At 61.0% G+C, this 20465-nt stretch carries 19 protein-coding genes and 2 pseudogenes; 6 read left to right on the top strand and 15 right to left on the bottom strand.

Annotation, left to right across the window (positions count from 1 at the left end):
- Positions 1–467: 467 nt before the first annotated feature.
- On the bottom strand, positions 468–836 hold the full coding sequence (locus tag H3V53_RS37755; protein WP_336602185.1) for an NUDIX hydrolase: 369 nt from the start codon (positions 834–836) through the stop codon (positions 468–470).
- 245 nt (positions 837–1081) lie between these two features.
- On the opposite strand from H3V53_RS37755, the gene H3V53_RS37750 reads away from it, so the two are divergent.
- On the top strand, positions 1082–1993 hold the full coding sequence (locus H3V53_RS37750; RefSeq protein ID WP_336602184.1) for a CHAD domain-containing protein: 912 nt from the start codon (positions 1082–1084) through the stop codon (positions 1991–1993).
- Between the two features lie 140 nt (positions 1994–2133).
- On the opposite strand, the gene arsB is transcribed toward H3V53_RS37750, so the two are convergent.
- The 7 genes from arsB to H3V53_RS37715 all read right to left on the bottom strand — a co-directional run bounded on the left by arsB (position 2134) and on the right by H3V53_RS37715 (position 6771).
- Entirely contained in the window at positions 2134–3225 is a 1092-nt protein-coding gene (gene arsB, locus H3V53_RS37745; RefSeq protein WP_336602183.1) for an ACR3 family arsenite efflux transporter, read from the bottom strand.
- Positions 3212–3733 (bottom strand): arsenate reductase ArsC, encoded by a 522-nt coding sequence (locus H3V53_RS37740; RefSeq protein ID WP_336602182.1) that lies wholly within the window; start codon positions 3731–3733, stop codon positions 3212–3214. Before H3V53_RS37740 ends, arsB begins: the two co-directional genes overlap by 14 nt.
- Entirely contained in the window at positions 3730–4212 is a 483-nt protein-coding gene (locus tag H3V53_RS37735; protein ID WP_336602181.1) for an ArsI/CadI family heavy metal resistance metalloenzyme, read from the bottom strand. The genes H3V53_RS37740 and H3V53_RS37735 overlap by 4 nt, the downstream gene beginning before the upstream one ends.
- Positions 4209–4541 (bottom strand): ArsR/SmtB family transcription factor, encoded by a 333-nt coding sequence (locus tag H3V53_RS37730; protein WP_336602180.1) that lies wholly within the window; start codon positions 4539–4541, stop codon positions 4209–4211. Before H3V53_RS37730 ends, H3V53_RS37735 begins: the two co-directional genes overlap by 4 nt.
- Positions 4542–4719: 178 nt before the next feature.
- Positions 4720–5727: a transglutaminase family protein gene (locus H3V53_RS37725; RefSeq protein WP_336602179.1), complete on the bottom strand. Its 1008-nt coding sequence runs from the start codon at positions 5725–5727 to the stop codon at positions 4720–4722.
- A 358-nt stretch (positions 5728–6085) separates the two neighbouring features.
- A complete protein-coding gene (locus H3V53_RS37720; protein ID WP_336602178.1) occupies positions 6086–6475 on the bottom strand; it encodes a hypothetical protein in 390 nt (129 codons plus the stop codon).
- Positions 6476–6507: 32 nt separating this feature from the next.
- The gene (locus tag H3V53_RS37715; protein WP_419539702.1) at positions 6508–6771 is read right to left on the bottom strand and encodes a LysR substrate-binding domain-containing protein; all 264 of its coding nucleotides are present in this window, start codon (positions 6769–6771) and stop codon (positions 6508–6510) included.
- Between H3V53_RS37715 and H3V53_RS37710 the strand changes: the two are divergent.
- The 5 genes and pseudogenes from H3V53_RS37710 to H3V53_RS37690 form a co-directional block, all read left to right on the top strand.
- A pseudogene (locus tag H3V53_RS37710) lies at positions 6749–6904 on the top strand (acyl-CoA dehydrogenase family protein); the annotation flags it as partial. The gene H3V53_RS37715 and the pseudogene H3V53_RS37710 overlap by 23 nt on opposite strands.
- Before the next feature lie 181 nt (positions 6905–7085).
- Positions 7086–7487, top strand: a complete 402-nt coding sequence (locus H3V53_RS37705) for a hypothetical protein (RefSeq protein ID WP_336602176.1) — start codon at positions 7086–7088, stop codon at positions 7485–7487.
- 254 nt (positions 7488–7741) lie between these two features.
- Positions 7742–9112, top strand: coding sequence for an MFS transporter (locus tag H3V53_RS37700; RefSeq protein WP_336602175.1), 1371 nt, complete (start codon positions 7742–7744; stop codon positions 9110–9112).
- A gap of 988 nt (positions 9113–10100) precedes the next feature.
- On the top strand, positions 10101–10424 hold the full coding sequence (locus H3V53_RS37695) for a DUF4148 domain-containing protein (protein ID WP_336602174.1): 324 nt from the start codon (positions 10101–10103) through the stop codon (positions 10422–10424).
- Between the two features lie 338 nt (positions 10425–10762).
- Positions 10763–11782: an SGNH/GDSL hydrolase family protein gene (locus tag H3V53_RS37690; protein ID WP_336602173.1), complete on the top strand. Its 1020-nt coding sequence runs from the start codon at positions 10763–10765 to the stop codon at positions 11780–11782.
- A gap of 51 nt (positions 11783–11833) precedes the next feature.
- Here H3V53_RS37690 and H3V53_RS37685 read toward each other — a convergent pair whose 3' ends face one another.
- From H3V53_RS37685 to H3V53_RS37655, 7 genes and pseudogenes are all read right to left on the bottom strand, one after another.
- The gene (locus tag H3V53_RS37685) at positions 11834–12658 is read right to left on the bottom strand and encodes an ATP-binding cassette domain-containing protein (RefSeq protein WP_336602172.1); all 825 of its coding nucleotides are present in this window, start codon (positions 12656–12658) and stop codon (positions 11834–11836) included.
- Positions 12658–13667: pseudogene (locus H3V53_RS37680) on the bottom strand (ABC transporter permease). The gene H3V53_RS37685 and the pseudogene H3V53_RS37680 overlap by 1 nt, the downstream one beginning before the upstream one ends.
- Entirely contained in the window at positions 13667–14776 is a 1110-nt protein-coding gene (locus H3V53_RS37675) for a substrate-binding domain-containing protein (RefSeq protein ID WP_054921158.1), read from the bottom strand. The pseudogene H3V53_RS37680 and the gene H3V53_RS37675 overlap by 1 nt, the downstream one beginning before the upstream one ends.
- A 305-nt stretch (positions 14777–15081) precedes the next feature.
- The gene (yjfF, locus tag H3V53_RS37670; protein ID WP_336602171.1) at positions 15082–16179 is read right to left on the bottom strand and encodes a galactofuranose ABC transporter, permease protein YjfF; all 1098 of its coding nucleotides are present in this window, start codon (positions 16177–16179) and stop codon (positions 15082–15084) included.
- Positions 16176–17213, bottom strand: a complete 1038-nt coding sequence (locus H3V53_RS37665) for an ABC transporter permease (protein ID WP_336602186.1) — start codon at positions 17211–17213, stop codon at positions 16176–16178. The genes yjfF and H3V53_RS37665 overlap by 4 nt, the downstream gene beginning before the upstream one ends.
- 32 nt (positions 17214–17245) lie before the next feature.
- Positions 17246–18760 (bottom strand): sugar ABC transporter ATP-binding protein, encoded by a 1515-nt coding sequence (locus H3V53_RS37660; protein WP_336602170.1) that lies wholly within the window; start codon positions 18758–18760, stop codon positions 17246–17248.
- A 102-nt stretch (positions 18761–18862) separates the two neighbouring features.
- Positions 18863–19828 (bottom strand): ABC transporter substrate-binding protein, encoded by a 966-nt coding sequence (locus H3V53_RS37655; RefSeq protein ID WP_336602169.1) that lies wholly within the window; start codon positions 19826–19828, stop codon positions 18863–18865.
- Positions 19829–20465 lie beyond the last annotated feature (637 nt).

Below are 20465 nucleotides of genomic sequence, written 5' to 3'. Positions count from 1 at the left end.
TCCTTACGTAACAACCCCGACCCCGCCCCTCAAAAGGCGGGGTCGTGGCGTTTACGGCGTGCCGACTTTGCCGCTGTGCAAGGATGACCGCCATCGCGCGTGGTGCGATGTGGATCGTTATCCACTCATCCAACCAGTTCCTGGTTCGTGCCGCAGAGGCGGCAAACGATAGTGCAATCCGCAAAAGAAAAAGCCCGCGCGGTGGCGGGCTGAATCCATATCAAGGAGACATGGAGGAGACAGACCTCAGTATAAACCCCTAAGCGTGTCGCGCAAGATGCTGTTGCGCAGTTGCGACGCGAGCAGTCATTCCGAGGTCTGGCGTCAGCTGGAAGCGCTTTTCGAACAATCTGGGACATCTGGCGCTTTTATCGCGCGCCTTGGCTCAATGGAAAGCGAAACAAAAAAGGGCGGGCTGCAACTACTGCTTTCGCAAAAGCGCTGGAATATACGGCTAGAAAATTGGACTACTTCTTGCGCCGTTGACTCACGAGTTTCACGATATCGGTCGTCGGCCTGCTGGTCATCAGATCGGAGATGTTGTCCAGATGAACCCAGCGACACTTGGCAATTTCGTTGCTCGGCCGAGCCTTCGCGCGATCCGAGATTTCGCACGAGAAGACGTGATGGTGCTTCTGCTTGCCGCGGAAGTCGAAGAGGTGCTTGACTGACTTTCCCGAAAGCCGCGTTTCTTCCTTGAGTTCGCGAAGGGCGGCCGCGAGACGGTGTTCCCCCTGCTTGAGAATTCCGCCCGGCAAAGCCCACTTTGATCGACTACGTGCAACCAGGAGGATTCGCTTACCTCTGCGACAGATCACGGTGGCGCGTTTTTTCAAACCGAACTCCCACTTGCGTTCTAGCCATATTGCGAGGCGCACGCGATACGCCAGCGTAGGGCGCCGCTTGACGTAGCTAGTATCCTGATACAGAACTGCAGACGCGCGGCGATATCGTAAGCGAGGCCGAGTGTACACGCCACGCTTTCAAAAGTCATTTCATGAAAGCGTCACAATAATCGTCGCGCTTCAAGATGAGTATGGTACTGTCTGGACGAAACTTTTTTGTCCGAGTTGAGGCTGCAATGGATATGGATGGCGACTGGCCGTTGCCGCGGCTCAACGCTCTCTTCAAAGTCGACCGGCGCCCGGCCGGTTCATCGCTCTCAAAAGCAAGTTCGATCGCCAGTACTTTTTCTTCACTCGCAACGCCTGTAGTGGCCGACGCAGTGCAAAGAGCGAGAGAGCTCTCCACGAATAGCGATGTAGAAGGGTTTCATCAACTTCGAGTTGCTTTCAGAAAGCTTCGTGCATTGTACTGGGCCTACTCCCCGTACCTGGGAGAAGAAGTGACTGTGCAAGCCACCGAAGAATTCAAGCGTCTCGCGGCAGTGGCAGGCGAGACGCGCGATTGGGACATCGTAGGCGATTTGCTGAAAGCCGCCCAGGAGTCGGGCGCTTCTATCGATTTGCTCGTGGCCGCCGCACGCGAGAAACGTGCACAGGCGGTACTGCATAGTCAGACGATGATCAAAAGCGATCACGTCGAGGCATTTTTAAATGAAGTCGTGCTTCGCGCGCAAAGCTCACTGCAGTCGCGTTGCGACGATCTTCCTATTCGAGCGTTCGCCGAGGAGCGCGTCCGTTCGGCGCAGCGTGCACTTCAAAAGCGAAGCAGGCGCGCAGCACGCGTCGAGGCGAGCCACGAGGAAGATCTTCACGATGTTCGCAAGGCGGGCAAAAAGCTCAGGTACCTGCTCGAGTTTTTTCAACCCGTTATCAAGGGCGGGCACGGTCGCGCCATTAAAGAGTTGACGGCCGTGCAGAACAAGCTGGGAGCGTTCAACGACATCGCCGCGAGCGAGACGCTGATTCGGAGCACGTCATTCGACGAGGTGCCACCCGAGGTCGTGCAGGCATCGCTGCAATGGCTGCGCGAGCAGAAGTGCCGACGGATGCAAGCAGCGTCGCGGCGGGTGCGGTTTATCGCCGGTTGAGAATGGCGGTAGCCAGGGCCGTGGTAGCCACGTTGCCGAGGTATGCAGGGATCTGGGTCGATGCTTTCGCGGGCGTCAGCTTGCCAAGGTCCGATGTATCGAGTGTCACGAGCTGACGATAGGCAGATCGGGCAGCATCGTCAGTTTCTGCGGAGGCCGGGCGCGATTTGCCGCTGTCCAGATTCGTACCACGCCTGCGAGCGGTTCACGATGCCGACGACCAGCAGCATCACGGGGACTTCGATCAGCACGCCGACCACCGTTGCGAGCGCCGCACCCGAGTGAAATCCGAACAGGCTGATTGCCGTCGCAACCGCGAGTTCGAAGAAGTTGCTTGCGCCGATGAGACTGGAAGGGCCCGCGACTTCATGCGCGACGCCCAATCGACGATTGAGCAGGTACGCCAGTCCTGAGTTCAGGAACACCTGAATGAGGATCGGCACGGCGAGCATCGCGATTACGAGCGGCTGTGCGGCGATCTGCTGTCCCTGGAACGCGAACAGCAGAACGAGGGTCGCGAGCAATGCGCAGATCGACCAGGGGCCGAGACGCGTCACGACACTGCGAAAATGCGCTTCGCCCTGACGCAGTAGCCCACGTCGTAGCAGTTGCGCCAGCACGACAGGGATCACGATATAGAGCGCCACAGAAGTCACCAGCGTGTCCCATGGCACGGATATCGCGGACAACCCCAGCAGCAACGCAACGAGCGGCGCGAATGCCACCATCATGATCGAATCGTTGAGCGCCACCTGCGACAGCGTGAAATACGGATCGCCCTCGCACAACTGCGACCACACGAACACCATCGCCGTGCACGGTGCGGCGGCAAGCAGGATGAGACCAGCGACATAACTGTCGAGCTGCTCGACGGGCAGCCACGGCTTGAACACATGACGGATGAACAACCAGCCGAGCACGGCCATCGAGAAAGGCTTGACGAGCCAGTTGACCGCGAGCGTCACGCCGATGCCGCGCCATTGGCTGCCGACCTGCCTCATTGCCGAGAAATCGATCTTGACGAGCATCGGGATGATCATCACCCAGATCAGCGCGCCGACGGGCAGGTTCACGTGCGCGACTTCCATGCGCCCGATTGCCTGAAACGCGCCCGGCAGTAGCTGGCCGAGCATCACGCCCGCCACGATGCACAGTGCGACCCATACCGTGAGATAGCGCTCGAAAAAACCGATGGCCGGGCGCGCGTGTGCGCGGGCCTCAGTGCGGCTCATTGACGTCCTCTGCACGTCGGTCGGCGATCGCGCGCATTTCGCGTTGTATCGCGTTGTGATCCATTTCATGCAGCGGCAGATTCACAAACTGGGCGACGCGGCTCATGATCTGCCGATAGATCTTGTCGAATACCTCGCGTTTTTTATCGTCGGTTCCGTTGAACGCGGCGGGATCTTCGAAGCCCCAATGCGCCGCGATCGGCTTGCCAGGCCAGAGCGGGCAGACTTCGCCCGCGGCCTGATCGCATACGGTGATGACGAAGTCCATCTGCGGCGCGCCGGGTGCGCCGAACTCGTTCCAACTCTTGCTGCGCATGCGTGCGGTGTCGTAACCCAAGGCCTCGCATAGCTCGCTTGCGAACGGATTGACCTCGCCGGACGGATGGCTTCCCGCGCTGTACGCCAGAAACCTTCCTTTGCCGAGTACGTTGAACAATGCTTCGGCCATGATGCTGCGCGCGCTGTTGCCCGTACAGAGAACGAGTACGGAATACGGTGTGCCGCTCATGTGCGGCGCCTGAATGAAATGGTTGTCTGGGTTGGCGTGCAACAGGCTGCCTGGGAGCCGTTCGTCGTCAATGCCTGAGCCTGAGGCGCCGGGTGATGGGACTGTCCAAAGACAGGTGCCGCTTCGAGCGTCCGGAAGGTTTCCCAGGCCACGCCTTGCGGATCGACAGTCCAAGCCTTGTCAGACTTCGCGTAACAGCACGTCGTGCTGCGCTCGTGCTGTACCGGAATTTCGGCGGCGGCGAAACGGGCGTTCATCTCCGCGAGTTCCACATCGGTTTCGACCTGGATGCCGATGTGGTCGACACCCGGCTTCGCGCCGCGTTGCGAGATCGCGAAGTTCACGGCGGGATCGCTCAACTCCCATTTGCAGTAATCGCTCTTCAGGACCGTCGGCTCGGCGTTGCCGAACAACGCGCGGTAGAAGCGGATGCTCTCGGCGAGATTCTCGACCGCGACGTGGATATGCATGCGTTTCATGTCTCGTCTCCGCAGCAGTTTGGAAGATCGCTGGCGGCGCAAGGCGCGCCGGCGCAGCAGTTTTCGGTGAGAAAGCCGATCAGCGACGTCATCGCATCGAAGTTCGCGGTGTAGATGACGAAACGGCCCTCCTGTCGCGGGCTCACCAGTTCGGCGTGTGTGAGGTCTTTGAGGTGGAACGACAGGCTGGAGGGCGAAATCCCCAACTGCTGCGCAATTTCACCCGCGGCGATGCCTTCCGGGCCTGCAACGACGAGCGTGCGGAAGATCGAGAGACGGGATTCGTGAGCCAGCGCACCCAGCACGCGTACGGCGTTGATCGTGTCCATCAGGACACTTTACAAGCTTCGATTTGATATTTCAAGAAAAGTCGAAATAACGGATGTCCGACGTTTGATTGGCCGTCTACGGAAGGAAGGAGCCTGGATGCATACCATGACGAGTCCGTTCTGGGGCACCGCGCGAGCAGTCGATTCATGACGTTGCGCCGAGCAAGATCGTCACGCATTAGGACTCGGTGACCAATGGGCTTGGCGCGCAACGCTCGCTCATCCGCGAGGTCTCTGCCGGCTGCTCGATTCGCCGCACGCTGACGCTCACGTCCATGCCGATGAAGTCTTGCGCGGCGCCGAACCACGAGCCCGACACGGGCGCGGCCTGTTCGGGTTTTCGCGTAAATGCCACCCGGATCAGGTCCGTGCCGCCGACGAGCGAGTTGGTCGGGTCGTAAGGCACCCAGCCAGCGCCCGGCAAGAAGACATGCAGCCACGCGTGGGTCGCGCCCGCGCCGACCACGAGTGGCTCGTCGCGGCTTTCGATCTGTTTCGCGCCCTGCTGCAGTCCCGTGTTGCGGACGGGCGGCGGGGCCGGCGTGTCGAGCACCTGGTCGTACAGATACCCTGACACGAAGCGCGCGGCCAATCCCAGTCCCCGCACGGCCTCCATCATCAGCAGCGCGAAATCACGGCAAGTACCGCTGCGCCGGTTCAACGTCTCGGACGGCGGCTGGGTGCCCACGGCGTCACGCGACTGGTACTCGAAGTCGCTGCGGATGGCGGCGTTCATATTGGCCAGGATGTCACGTGTGTGCGTGGTGCCGCGCCGGGGAAGAAACTGCGCTACCCAGTCACGCAGTATGGGCTGATCGTCTGGATATTGCGGCGGCAGGAAGGGGGTCAGATCGAGCTGATCGTCGACAGTGTACTGAAACGGATAGTTCTCGGCTTCGGGCGCCACTGGCAACTCCAGATTCCTGACGCCGAAGTGCTCGATTACGAAGTGCGCGCGAAGCTCCAGCGTGTCGGCGGGCACTCGCGGTTCAACGATCGCAACCGAATTGGAAAACACGTCCTGCATCCAGTATTGGATGCTGTGCGGTGACGCGGCCAGCGTGGCCGACAGCACGCGGATATCATGCGCGGCGCGCGGACGGAACATCACGCGATGCGGGGAGAACTCCACCGGACGATGGTAGCGATAAGTGGTGACGTGCTCGACTTCGAGAAAGACGGACATGTGCGACCTCGTAGCGTTCTTTATGGCGGATGCGACGAATTGTGCGACGCACGTCCAGTCAAATCGACGATGCCATCCCGCTGGCAACGTTGAGTGCTCGCGGCTTGCCTATTCTGTAGCAGGTACAAACATTGGTGCTCGCGGCCGGAATCGGGCTGATGACCTTGCCAATCCGGCTGTTTCTACCAATCAGCCTAGACGATGCACGAAAGGCTTTCCAGCCGCACGGCGGATCGCACTTCTCATGAGCCGTAAAGGTGACTTAGCGCGGTGCGCGGGCTAGCGGTTCAAAAATTGTTTATCGAGCTTTATGCAACCGGGTGCTAACGCGAGTGCATTCCGTCATGGAGATTCGGCCTTATTTGAGAATGTTGTGAAGTACATCTACAACGATCCCCGTAAGGCCGATTGTGCCAGCCTCGCGATCATAAGAATCACTTAGTGCATGCACCGTACCAAAGCCAATGCTTCCCATGCGCTCTACCGCGTTCGATACGCGAAGATGTTCGATACGTTCAGTACTGCATCGATAACCAGGGCGTGGACCGTTTTCGTTCCGCATCGAATAGTCATTATTAATTAGTAAACCGATATAAATGAGACTTTTCACGAAGATGTGACGTCGCCCGACACAATACAGCGGTGCGATATCGAGCGCGGCAACAGCCAGACGCTCGTGCAATCGCAACCAGGTGGACTGCGCGGGCCGTCCGGCATGTTTTTCAACGACAGCAGGTGCGCTGACCAATCCCTGGTACGCGATCCCGCGTGCCCAACCATTCAGATAGATACGGCCGGCCCGCCGCTCGACGAGCTGGGCCGGCCACCCGTCAACGTTCCCCTAAAACAGAAGTCCTGTGCGGGCAGTAACGCCACACCCATCCCCGCGGCGACGAGGCTTACCATGCTCGCCATCTGCCATGCCTCGTGGGCGATTCGCGGGCTGAACCCTGCTTCGTCGCACGCCATCAGAAACTTTGCGTGAAGGCTCGGGCTCTTGTCCGCCGGGAAATCATGAAAGGCGCTTCTCACGCATGGCGGCATGGGATACGCGAAGGAGTATCACGCCGAGCGCTACATGTGCAAAGCGTGGATTCCCCGCCTTGAGCCCGTCAGCCCGCAACTGATTCTGTGCTTCGTTGCCGAGAAGGCACTGGGACTGCCGAAATCGTACTGAGCGCGTGTGATGACGTGATTCCGTCACCGACTGCTGCACCGGGCAAATAACAGCGCGCGCACGAACGAACCCGCAGGGCGAGTCGTTCGCGTCGTAACGTGAACAGGTGTCGACCCCGTCGCGGAGTATTATTCGCGAGTGACGCACGTGACGCACGTGACGCATCGGCGGGGAGCGCATCATGTCAAGCGATTGGAAATACCGGCTCAAGCTGTTTGTGCAGCGTTTCTGGCAACCTACCAGCGCGTGCATGACCTGCATGCCGGGAAGCTGGGGCAACATCCTGAGCCTCGTACACTGGACGATCGCGCTCCAGACAGGATTGTTCACGGGTCTCCTGGCGATACTGTTGACGTTTACGCCGGCTGTGAAACTCTACGAACATCGCTATGGCAATGCACTCATCGTCGGGTGTCTGACGGCCTTGGGTGACGCTTACTCGCATCCCAGCCACTATCGTTTTCCGTTTGTCGAGCACGTCGCGACGGGTGTCGTTTCCGGCCTGTTGGCGCTAGCCGCCTCCTATCTCTTCGCAGACCGCGCACGGCGAATTCGCGCGGCCTGGGCGCGGGTCTTCGGATAGTGGTTTGTCGAGTGTGCTCGTAAATGATTAGTATCGCTTAATTAATTATGCGTCGTCAGGCGTTCAAAGGTGCGGCCTGAATACTTTCGTCATACGTTCGGTATCCGATGCAGAAGGCCGTCAATCCACGCGCCACAGGATTAACCATTAGGGCTTTCCACGTATGGGCCAATGTCTCACAACGTGATGTACCGCCGGAACCTCTGCTCATGCAAGCTGTCAATACATGATATTGCCCTTTTTAGGGGGTTCAAATGGCTGCCGCGCAAACAGGGGCCATGCCCCTTTCCGATGAAGATTACCGGCGTCATCTGCGCCGTGCAGTCGTTGCCAGCACCATCGGCACGACGATCGAGTGGTACGACTTCTTCCTTTACAGCATCGTCACGGGTCTGGTGTTCGCCAAGCTGTATTTCCCGCAATCGGACCCGCTTGTTGGCACGCTCCAGGCTTTCCTGATCTATGCCGTCGGTTTTCTCGCAAGGCCCGTCGGAGCGGCCATTTTCGGCCACTACGGCGACAGGATCGGACGCAAGGCGACGCTTATCATCACGTTGTTACTGATGGGATTTGCCACGTTCGCCGTGGCTTTCGTTCCTACCTATGCAAGCATCGGCATCTGGGGCGCCATCATACTGACCGTGCTGCGCTTTATTCAGGGCGTGGGTGTGGGCGGCGAATGGGGCGGTTCTGTTTTGATGTCGATGGAATGGGCGCGCACGAACGCGCATCGCGGCTTCGTTGCTTCGTGGCCGCAGTTCGGCGTGCCGGCCGGTCTGTTCATCGCCAACCTCGCCGTGCTCGCCATGAGCGAACTCTCCGGCAGCGCTTTCCTCACATGGGGCTGGCGCGTTCCATTTTTCCTTAGCATCGTGCTGATCGCCATCGGTCTGTATATCCGCTTGAACATTCTGGAGACGCCGATATTCGCGAAGCTGTTGGCCGAGCATCGCATCGAAAAGGCGCCGATGCTCGAAGTGCTGCGCCGGCAGCCGAAAGATATTCTTCTGTCGGCCTTTGCGCGCATGGCGGAACAGGCGCCGTTCTATATCTACACGGCGTTTGTTTTCACGTATGGCGTGACGACACTGGGCGTGACGCGCGACCTGCTGCTCACGGCGGTGCTGGCGGCGTCAGTGCTGGAATTTTTCACGATTCCGTTCTTTGGGCACGTGTCGGACGTGATCGGACGGCGGCGGATGTACATGATCGGCGCCGCCGCGGTAGGCATTTTTGGCTTCGTCTACTTTGCAATGATCGACACCCGCAGTTCGATGTGGATCTTCGTGGCGATTGTTCTTTCGCTGGTGCCTCATTCGATGATGTATGGCCCGCAGGCCGCGCTGATTGCGGAGTCGTTCACGGGACGGCTGCGCTATAGCGGGGCGTCGCTCGGCTATCAGCTGGCTTCTGTGATCGCCGGTGGCCCGGCGCCGCTGATCGCGACTGCGCTCTTCGCGTACTACCACTCTGGCTACGCGATCGCCGGCTACGTTCTGTTGTGCGCGGTGCTCAGCCTGTTTGCCGCCTGGCGTCTTGGCGACTACACGAACAAGGACATCTCGCGCGAATACGACGAAGCGCATCCATTAGCCGACAACGGACACGCACGACCGGCTCATTGACCGCAAATACGATTCGCGCCGGCGCAATCGCGGCGCGAATCACTCATCGCGCTCAGCTCCCCTGGTAAATGTCGCACGACAATCCGACCACACATGGCGCGCCGTTTCTCGCTCGCCCGCTTCCGCTCGATCCACCGGGCTGCGGTCCCGTCGAATCATACTCGTAGCGGTTCATCGAACCGCCAGGTTGCGCCATTTGCGGTTGCGCCGTCATTGAGCTTTGTGACATCGGTTGATCGGCATTTCCGGAAGGCTGCATTGTCTGTGAATAAGCAACACTCGATGCGGCGAATAGCGCGGTTGCAGCCAGTAATACAGAAAAATGGAGTCTCATTTTTTCACCTGCATTAAAGATTGAATGACTGGCCATAAAAATAAGGATGCCAAACCAACTAATCCGAGCAGCATGTGTTGGACAAAATACGCCAAGTAAAACTGCTTTTTTCGAGTTTGGTCACTGTGTGCCGATCGCAGGAAAAGAGTCCTGTCGCGGCGGGGCTCTCAATAAACCGCCCCAAGCGACGCGCCGCAAGCACGATGAAAGGCGGCGCACCGTAGATAGAAAATCCAGCTGCTTTTGTGAAAGTCACTCCCGATGCAGACCAGAAATCATGGCGTTGTTCGGGGAGGCACTTGCGTTCTTTATAGACCCGTCGGCATCGGAAATCCAGCGGGAAGAGGAACAGTGCGCTCTTTAAACGCAGCGTTAAACATGAGCGTTGCGATGTTTTTGACAACCGTACAGCCGCCTTTCACGCATGACAGTCCGTAAGAAAGGAAGCGCGAAAAAACGCGGTATCGCAGGTTACGGTGCGTATCGACATGCGATTTCCTGCTCCCTCGATCGTCTTTGATTCACGGATGGCGTCGCGAGCCATAAGCGCCCACGATCGTATCGAAGTTGAAGGGTTAGATGCCTAGACTTGGGTTGCCAGCGTCGAGCCATGCATCCGTATCACGCGACCCTGGCATCCAGAAGGAGGTCACCATGAGATCAACTGTTATCGCGACCGCTGCTGCGCTGGCGCTTTCGCTGCCTGTCGCTGCATTCTCCCAAACGGATTCGACAGTCACGCGTGCACAAGTCCGTGCTGAACTGCAGCAGCTGGAGCAGGCGGGCTATGACCCGTCTAGAGGAGAAGATCCAACTTATCCGGTCGACATCCAGGCGGCAGAGGCGCGCGTATGGAGCGAAAAAGGCACAACCGGTTATGGTGGTGTGACGTCGGGCACATCGGGATCGGGCGCTCGTGCCGTCTCTCGCCCAGCCTCGACAGAGGACATGAAGCAGCTTTATTTCGGAGGTGAATAGCAGCAGCTTGTATTTCCTGGTGCGTGTTTCGAGGAAACCGGCGTAAGACTACTCGCCATCTGCTTATCTCATTGCCGCGCGAATTGTGCGTCGAAGGCCCGTCAGGCTTTGACGCACAGTCGCATCTGCGACGCCCGGAGCCAGAACCACGGCGCATGCGCGAACTGACCGCCGATTACGCGCCACGCCCGCCGCAAACGTGCGGATTTCGCCGTCACGTCGCTGCAATTCGCATCCTTCTTGCTTGCTCTGCGCTGTAGCCGTTTGCTGTCGACGGCAAATGGGCCACTCGGGGGCCACTCGGGCGCTTTCGCTGCGCCGGACAAGGAGGAGCGATCATGCATGCGAGCGCGAAAAGAGTAGGCGTTGCAATTTTCGCCGTGGTCATTGCATTGCTTGCGGCGTGCGGCGGAGGTGGCGGCGGAAGCAGCGGCGGCGGCTCGCAGACTCCGTCGGGCGGCATTCAGCTGCAAACTGTTTCGTTCGGCGACAGCCTGTCGGACGTCGGAACCTTTGCACCGATTGCCAGCGCGGTCGGCGGAGGGCGTTTCACCACCAATCCCGGACAGGTGTGGACTCAGCTTGTCGCGCAATACTACGGTGACACGCTACGCCCAGCATTCACGATCGGCTTCGATCATCAATTGAGTGCGCAGGGCGGCTTTGGTTATGCTGAGGGCGGCTCGACAGTCGCCACACCGGCCAACCTGAACAACTTCCTGACTGACGTGATCGGCAATGTCGAAATGCCCGTCAATCAGCAGGTGGCGAGTTATCTGAAGACGCATGGAGGCTTCAACGCGGGTCAACTCGTGCTCGTGTGGGCCGGCTCGAACGACGTGCTTCGCGCGGGTCCGCTGCCAGGCGCGGCGCCCACCGTGCAGGCTGCCGCGACCACGCTGGCACAACTTGTCGCGCAGATCGTCCAGAACGGCGCCACACATGTTGTGGTCGTCAACCTTCCGAACATCGGACTGTCGCCCAAAGGGCTTGCCTCGGCCGACGGCGGGGCGAACCTTACACAGTTGTCGCAACTGTTCAACGACACCCTGAACGCCGCGCTGCAAAGCAATGGATTGCAGGGGAAGATCATTCAGGTCGATGCCTACAGCTGGATAAACCAGATTTTCGCGAACTTCCAGGCTAACGGATTCACGGTCTCCAATACGCGCCAGGCCTGCGATCCATCGCGGACGCCGGATGACACAGCGTTGCTATGTTCGCCGGCTACATACACCGCACCCAATGCCGACCAGACCTATATGTTTGCCGACGACCTGCATCCGACCACGCGCATGCATCAACTGTTCGCGCAATTCGTTGAACGGCAGATCGCGGGCACGGGGCTTGGTCATTAGTCGTCGCAGTTGCGCCGCCGCTGGTTTCGTCTGCGCTTGCTGGCGCGGCCCTCAATGCGCTCCGGCGGCGCGCATGGCCCGGTATTCGCGCCGCACGATGTCCATGAGTTCCGAGACGGACGTGAGCGTGCTTTTTTGCTCATAGGTCACGCGACCGCGCTGCATCAACATGATGCGATCGGCGATATCGAGCGTCTGCGCGTAGTTGTGCATGATCATGATGATCGACAGGCCGCCTTTTTCCTTCAGGCGCATCAGAAGATCGATGATGAGTCCCGCCTCGCGTGCGCCCATCGCGGCGAGCGGCTCGTCGAGCAACAGAATCTTCGCGTTGGAATGCACGGCGCGCGCCACGGCGATGGCCTGGCGCTGACCGCCCGAAAGGCGCTCCACGGGCAATTCCACGGAAGGCACATGCACGCCGATATCGTCCAGACACTGCGCAGCGCGCTCGCGCATCTGCTTGTGATCGAGCAGCCTGAACGGCCCGCGCCGCACGATCTCACGGTTCAGGAACATGTTGTGGTAAATGCTCAGCGAATTCGCGAGCGCGAGATCCTGATACACGCATTCGATACCGAGCGAGCGCGCATGATCGACCGAGCGAAGCAGCGTCTCCTGGCCGTCGATGTAGAGCGTGCCGCCCGTTGGCTGGTGAAAGCCGGTGAGAATCTTGACGAGCGTCGACTTGCCCGCGCCGTTGTCGCCGAGGATGCCCAGAATTTCGCCCTTGCCGAGCGTGAGCGAAACGCCGTCGAGCGCGGTCACGGCGCCGAATCGTTTGACGAGGCTGTCGCCGCGCAGCGCCAGCGGCAAGTCGGGCGTTGCGCTCGGTGTGGTATTCGCGCTGGGAGAGGCTGTCTGCCGTTCGTCCATTAACGTCCTGCCTTGCGGCGAATGCGCCCGATGTGGATGTTGAAGATCATCGCCGCCAGAATCGCGCCACCGAGAATGATATTGAACGTGAACGCGTTGATGCCGATGAGCGTGAAGCCGTCGTTGAGGATGCCGAGCACCGCCGCGCCGATCAGCCCGCCCACGATCGTGCCCGAGCCGCCCGTGAGCGGCGTGCCGCCGATCACAGCGGCGGCCACGGCGAGAAACATGATCTGATTGCCGCCCGCCTGCGGATCGATCGACGTAATGCGAAAGGCTTCGAGCATCCCGGTGAAGCCCGCGAGCACCGCGGCAAGGATGAAGTTGCCAAGGCGCAGCCGGTTCACATGGATACCGGCCTCGCTCGCGCCGAGCGGATTCGCGCCCGCGGCCTGCGTATGCAGGCCCCAGCGCGTATGCGCAGCAGCACGTGCATGGCGAAGGCGATCGCCACGGTCCAGATGATCTCGCTATAGCCCCACGCGCCCATGACGGCCGAAAACGCGGGCGACCCCGGCGCGGGCGCGGGCGTGCCGCGCGACACCGTGAGCGTGATGCCGTTGATCAGAAACAGCGTGCCGAGCGTCGTGACGAACGAGGGCAGCCGCAGCCACACCGTCACGGCGCCGTTCACGAAGCCGACGAGTGCCGCGGCCACGAGCCCCGCGATGACGGCCAGCCACATCGGCGCGCCTGCGTCGTTCGCGAACACCATCATGAACGGCGCGAACGCGAACACCATGCCTGCGGACAGGTCGATGTCGCCACCGATCATCAACATGATTTCGCCGAACGCGATGATTGCAACGGGCGCGATGAACTGCGAAAGGTTGACGAGGCTCGCGTTGGTGAGCAGGAAATCGTGGTTCGCGAACTCGAAATAGGCGGCCAGCAGCACGGCCACCAGCAGGATGCGCAATTCGGCCGCCCAGTGCGATGCGAATGAAACGCCCGCGCGCCGGGGCGCGCGGGTCGCTTCGAGCTTGCTGGTTTCGTCCACTGTATTCATCACGACTTGATTGCGCCGTTCATCGGAACGATTTGCGGCTTGGTGGTCTTGCCTTCATAGCGCGTCGACGTGTTCAGGTATGGGTCGACGGTGTCCTTCGTCACGAATTTCAGGCCGGTATTGATGTCTGCAGGCCCGACCAGTCCGCCCGAGGCGAGGAATACGAACGCCTCCATCACCGTGTAGAAGCCCTGTACGTAGGGCTGCTGGTCGATGGTGAAGTCGAGGAAGCCCTCGTGGATCAGCTGAATGGTCGTCGGCAGCAGGTCGAAGCCGCCGCCGTGCACACCTTTCGACGGCAGGTTCGATTCCTTCATCACCTGCGCGACGCCCTGCGTGCTGCCCGCATCGACGGCGAACATGCCTTTCAGATCCTGGTGGCCCAGATAGAACGACTTGATCTTCGATAGCTCTTCGTTGACCGTCGCGCCCGTGGCGACCGTCTGGATGTCGATCTTCTTGCCGGACTTCTTGATGGCGTCGCTCGCACCGTCCAGACGCGGCTGGATATTGAGCTGCCCCGGTGTCGCGATGAACAGCGCGACCATGCCGCTGTCGATCAGGCTCACGATGCGCTCGCCCATCTGGTAGCCGGACAGATACAGATCCTGGCCGATGTAGGCGAGGCGCGGATTCTTCTTGCCGCGCGGCGCATCGGCGTTATAGGCGAACACGGGAATCCCTGCGTCGAGCGCGGCCTGGATCGGCTTGTCGAAGGCGCCCGGATCGACGATGGGCACAGCGATGGCGTCGGCCTTTGCGGCAATCGCGGAGTTCACGGCGCGGACCATCTCGCCAGCATCGGACGTTGCCGAGCCCGTCCACTGATAGTCCATCCCGAGCAGCGAGCATGCATCCTGAATACCGTACTGCGTGGGTACGAAGAACGGATTGGTGGTGACGTGATTGACGAACACGACCTTCCACTTCTTGTGCGACGGAAAAGCCGCCTCCGCTGCCTGCGCGGTGCCGATCAGCCCGCCCGCGCCGGTGAGCGCGCCCATCAGCGAAAGCGCTGCGCCTAGTCCCGTGCCCTGCATCAGTCCCCGCCGCGCCGCGCTGAAACCGGTGCGGTTGTTTTCCTGGTCGTCATCGCGTTGCTGTGCCATCTCTTCCTCCGTTTCTCTTCTTCGTTGGTCGATGTGGTCGACTTTGCGTCGATCGCGTGCAGATGCTTGGCGGCACCGGGAGTGCGCTGGGCAGCGCGGGAATGTGGAGGGAAGACGTCGACCCCAATCCAGACGCGCTCGATGTGCGCCCTGCGATACCGCAAAAATGTTAGTGCAACGCGGTTGCACCATCTAGCCCATGTATACCCGTTACTAGTCCGGCTATTGGAAGGTCACGTCATGGAATCGAAAACGCCGGCTCGCGGGCGAACGCACCGCGCGTCTGGGCAGCGCGCCTCGCCGCATTACGACCGCCTCAAGGTAGTCGGCGCCATCTTCGCGAGGTCGATGGTGCCCGCGCCGGGCGCCGTCGCCGGCTTGTCGGCGTGTTTCGCCGCGCTCGCGCCGAGGCCCGTGCCGCCCGATCTGCGCCGCGCCGCATGCCGCTCGATGATGCGCTGGAGCAGACAGAACGCGCACAACAGCGCGCCGATCACGATACGCGTCCACCACGAACTGAGCGTGCCGTCGAAGGTGATCAGTGTCTGGATCGTGCCGAGTATGCCGACGCCGAACACCGAGCCGATGACGTAACCGACGCCGCCCGTGAGCAGCGTCCCGCCGATCACGGTCGCGGCGATCGCATCGAGCTCCATGCCTTGCGCCTGCAAGCCATAGCCCGAGAGCACGTACAGCGTGAACACGAAACCGCCGAGCGCCGAGCAGAAGCCGCTGACGGCATACACGCCGATGCGCGTGCGGGCAACGGGCAAGCCCATCAGCAGCGCCGAACGTTCGTTGCCGCCGAGCGCATAGACATTGCGGCCAAAGCGCGTGAAGTGCGCGACATAGATGGCCACGGCAAGCGTCAGCAACGCGATCAGCGCGCCCGATGTCAGCGAGGCGCCGCCGATCGGCACGCTGAAGCCTGCCATCGCGTGAAAGGTCGATTCGTTGATCGTAATCGACTGCGTGGTGATCAGAAAGCAGGCGCCGCGCGCGAGGAACATGCCCGCCAGCGTCACGATGAACGGCTGCAAGCGGAAGAAGTGGATCAACGCGCCCATCGCCGCGCCGTAGAGCGCGCCGAACGCGAGCACGAGCGGCGCGATGACCCAGACGGGCCAGTGCAGGCGTTCGGCGCCGATCGCGCAGAGGATCGTCGTGAGCGCGACGACGGAGCCGACGGACAGATCGATGCCGCCCGACACGATCACGAGTGTCATGCCGACCGCGACGATCAGCAAAAACGCGTTGTCGACGAGCAGGCCAAGCAGCACCTGCAGCGAGAAGAAGCCTGTGTACATCACCGAGCCGAAGCCGAACAGCACGGCGAACAGCACGATGGTCACCACGATGGGCAGCGTGCGCGGATCGAGCAGCCGGCCGAGCATATTGTTCATTCTGGAGTCCCGGTAAGCGGCCGCGCCTTGACGAACGCAAAGGCGCGCAACAGATGACGCGCGAGCATCGCGCGCGCGACGCTCGACTGGATCACGCTCACGAACAGCACGACGATGGCTTTCACGACGAGCGTCGCTTCGGGTGGCACGCCGATCGAGTAGGTCGTGTAGGTGAGCGTCTGGATGATGAGCGCGCCGAGCACCGTGCCCGTCAGGCTGAAGCGTCCGCCGAGCAGCGAGGTGCCGCCGAGCGTCACGGCCAGTATCGCGTCGAGTTCGAGCAGCAGGCCCGCGTTGTTGCCGTCCGCGCTGCGCACGTTCGAGCTGGTGAGAATGCCGGCAACCGCCGCGGTCACCCCGGAGAACACATACACGCTGAACACGATCGCGCCCGAGCGCAAACCCGCGAGCCGCGTCGCAACGGGATTGACGCCGATCGCGCGGATAAAAAGCCCCAGCGCCGTGCGATTGACGAGCAACGCGGTGGCGAGCGTCGCGCCAAGCGCGATCCAGACGGAACACGGCACGGTTGCGAAATAGCCGCCGCCGAACACGAGATAGCCGCGCGCGCCGATCGGAATGATCTGTCCGCCCGTCAGCAGCTGCGCCACGCCGCGGCCCGCCACCATCAGGATCAACGTCGCGATGATCGGCTGCATGCCGACGAACGCGACCAGCATGCCGTTCCAGACGCCCGCCAGCACGCCGACGGCAAGCGCCGCGCCCAGCGCCATGCCGATGCGCGACGGATCGTCAGCCAGCACGACGGCGGCGGCCGCGCCTGCGATCGCGACGATCGCGCCCACTGAAATGTCGATGCCGCGTGTCGCGATCACGAGTGTCATGCCCAACGAGACAATCACGAGCGGCGCGGCGCGGTTGAGGATGTCGATAGGTGCGCCGAACAGATGCCCGTCGAGCATCACGATCGACAGGAAGTTCGCGCGGTGGATGACGTCGATGACGAACAGCACGATCAGCGTCAACGCTGGCCACACGAGCTGATGCCCGAACAATGCCTTGACCCGCTTCATGACTGGTTTCTCTTCGGGGCTCGTTGCGGGGTTCATTCGCTTCCTCCCGCGATCAACCGGTACACCTGGTCTTCGGATATCGCGCTGCCCGTCACGTCCGCGATCTTGCGGCGGTCGCGCAGTACCGCGATGCGATGGCTCACGCGCACCACCTCGCCCACTTCGGACGAGATGAACAGGATCGCGAGGCCTTTCGCGCACAACGCCAGCACGCGGTCCATGATCTCGAACTTGGCGGCGACGTCGATGCCGCGCGTGGGTTCGTCGAGTATCAGCATCTTCGGTTCCGTGACGAGCCAACGCGCGAGCACGACTTTCTGCTGGTTGCCGCCCGACAGCAGGCCGATCTGCTGTTCGGCGTCGTGCGCCTTGATGCCGAGCTGCTTGATGTACGCATCGGCGATCTCGCGCTGCTTCGCGCGGCCAATCGCGCGCAGCCAGCCGCGCCGCGCCTGCAGCGCGAGAATGATGTTCTCGCGCACCGACAGCGCCGCCACGATGCCTTCCTTCTTGCGGTCTTCCGGGCAATAACCGATGCCGTGGCGCACTGCATCGTGCGGCGAACTGAGCTTCACGTTCTTGCCTTCGACGTTCATCGTGCCCGCGTCGGTTTTTTCGACGCCGAACAGCAGGCGCGCCGTCTCCGTGCGTCCGGAGCCGAGCAGGCCCGCGAGGCCGAGGATCTGGCCGGGCTGCACGTCGAGGTCGATGGGATTCATCACGCCGCGTCGGGCGACGCCCTGGATCGACAGAAATGGTTCGCTGCTGGCCTGCTGCTGCGGCGTCTCGGGCGCGCCGCTTTTCAGGCGCTCCGTCATCCGGTTGTGGCCGATCATCTTCGCGACGAGCTGCTCGACGGGCAAATCGCGCGCATGATATTCGCCCTCGCGCTCACCGTTGCGCATCACCGTGATGCGGTCGGAGATCGCATACGTCTGTTCGAGAAAATGCGTGACGAACAGGATCGCGATGCCTGATTGCTTGAGCTGGCGCAGCACGTCGAAGAGCCGTGCCACTTCGCCGTCGTCGAGACTCGAGGTCGGTTCGTCGAGTATCAGCACGCGTGCCTTCACAGAAACGGCACGCCCGATGGCGACCATCTGCTGCACGGCGATGGGATACGCGTCGAGGGATTTGGTGACGTCGAGCGAGACGTTCAGCCCCGCGAGCACGGCTTGCGCGCGCGCGTGGATCGCTTTCCAGTCGATCATGCCGCGCCGCATCGGCTGCCGCCCGGCGAAGATGTTCTCCGCGACGGACAGGTTGGGGCACAGATTGATTTCCTGATAGAGCGTCTGAATGCCGGCGGCTTCCGCTTCGAGCGGCGTCGCGAAGCGCACGGGCTCGCCCGCGAGACGAATCTCGCCGGCGTCGTGTTCGTGCACGCCTGTGAGGACGTTGATGAGCGTGGATTTGCCCGCGCCGTTTTGCCCCATCAACGAATGGATTTCGCCCGGAAAGAGACGAAAGTCGACGCCCGAGAGCGCTTTCACGCCCGGAAACGCCTTGCTGATACCGATGGTTTCAAGCAGCGGTTGTGCGGCCATATGCGTGACGTGAGCGTGCCATGGACGTGTCGCGATGACGGTATGAAATCCGGTGCGCCTTCATCACGAAGACGCTCCGGACGCTTGCGGCACGGCCGCCGTTCAGTACTTGCGCTGCGGCAGAATCTGCGCGGCGACGTTCATCGGGAACACGGTCTCGTTGGTCACGATGCGCTTGGGCACCTGCTTGCCCGCGGCGACGTCCTTCACGGCCGTCATGAGTTGCGGTCCGAGCAGCGGGCTGCATTCGACGTCGACATTGATCTTGCCGGCGATCATCGCTTCGAAGCCGCCCTTGGTCGCGTCGAACGACACCACGCTCACGTCCTTGCCCGGCTTGATGCCCGCTTCTTCCATCGCCTGGATCGCACCGAGCGCCATGTCGTCGTTATGCGCGTAGACCACGTTGATCTGCTTGCCGTAGGTCTTCGCGAAAGCCTCCATCACCTGCTTGCCGCCCGCCAGCGTGAAGTCGCCGCTTTGCGACGCGATGATCTTGAACTTCGGATCGTTCTTGATCACTTCGATCAGGCCCGCATGACGGTCGTTCGCCGGTGCGGAGCCGACCGTGCCCTGCAGCTCGGCGATGTTGATCGGACCGGCATCGTTCTTGTAGCGCTCTTCGAGCCAGCGGCCCGCGCGCCGTCCTTCTTCGAGGAAGTCAGAGCCGATCATCGTCACGTAAAGCGACGAGTCTTTCACGTCGATCGAACGGTCCGTGAGAATGACGGGAATCTTGGCGTTTTTCGCTTCCGTCAGAACGGGCTCCCAGCCCGACTCGACGACGGGCGAGAACGCAATTACGTCCACCTTCTGCGCGATGAACGAGCGGATCGCCTTGATCTGGTTTTCCTGTTTCTGCTGCGCGTCCGAGAACTTCAGGTTGATACCGGCATCTTTCGCCGCCGATTTCACTGATACGGTATTTGCCGTGCGCCATGCGCTTTCGGCGCCGACCTGCGAGAAACCCAAGGTGATCTGTTTGTCCCCGGCAAAGCTGTTGATGCTGGCCCCAATGGCGAGCGCGGCTCCGATGAGCCCGACCGCAAGGCGCGTGGCGACTTTCATGTTACGTCTCCGATGTGGTTGTTTTCCCGGCGCAACCCTGCACGTACGCGACGACGGCGCTGACGCGACGGCACAGACTTGCGCCACCTCTAGCTGCTGCAAAAAGGGCAACTGACAATCAATCTGGAAACCATGTTCGGGCGGTTGCTGTCCGGTAATCGCTTCTGACGGACACCCGGCGCGCCCACCTGTCCGGTGTCAAAGCCAGGCAACGTGGTTAACGCGTCTGATTTTTACTTATAGCCAAACTATATGTGCGTTACGCCGCGCCTTCGATTAGCGTTTTCCCCACGTTCGAGCAGCGAATCATAATGCTATTCATTGTCAGGTGGCGTCTGAAAGTCCGTATTCCCGCACGTTTTAGGCAGATACGAAAAAGCATTAGGAATATTTCATGCCACAGCGTCACGGAAAGTACTCATTCCTGCAATCGGGCGATTGTTCTATATAGTAATACTATCGAGAGCACATTAATCACCGAGACACCATGACTGACCAACCCCGCAAACTGCGCTCCGCCGCCTGGTTCGGCACCGCCGACAAGAACGGCTTCATGTACCGCAGCTGGATGAAGAACCAGGGCATTCCCGATCACGAATTCGCCGGCAAGCCGATCATCGGCATCTGCAATACGTGG

The sequence above is a fragment of the Paraburkholderia bengalensis genome (assembly GCF_037126505.1).
Lineage (GTDB): Bacteria > Pseudomonadota > Gammaproteobacteria > Burkholderiales > Burkholderiaceae > Paraburkholderia > Paraburkholderia bengalensis.
Note: the sequence above shows the minus strand (reverse complement) of the source record. Positions and strands in the feature narration are given on the sequence as shown.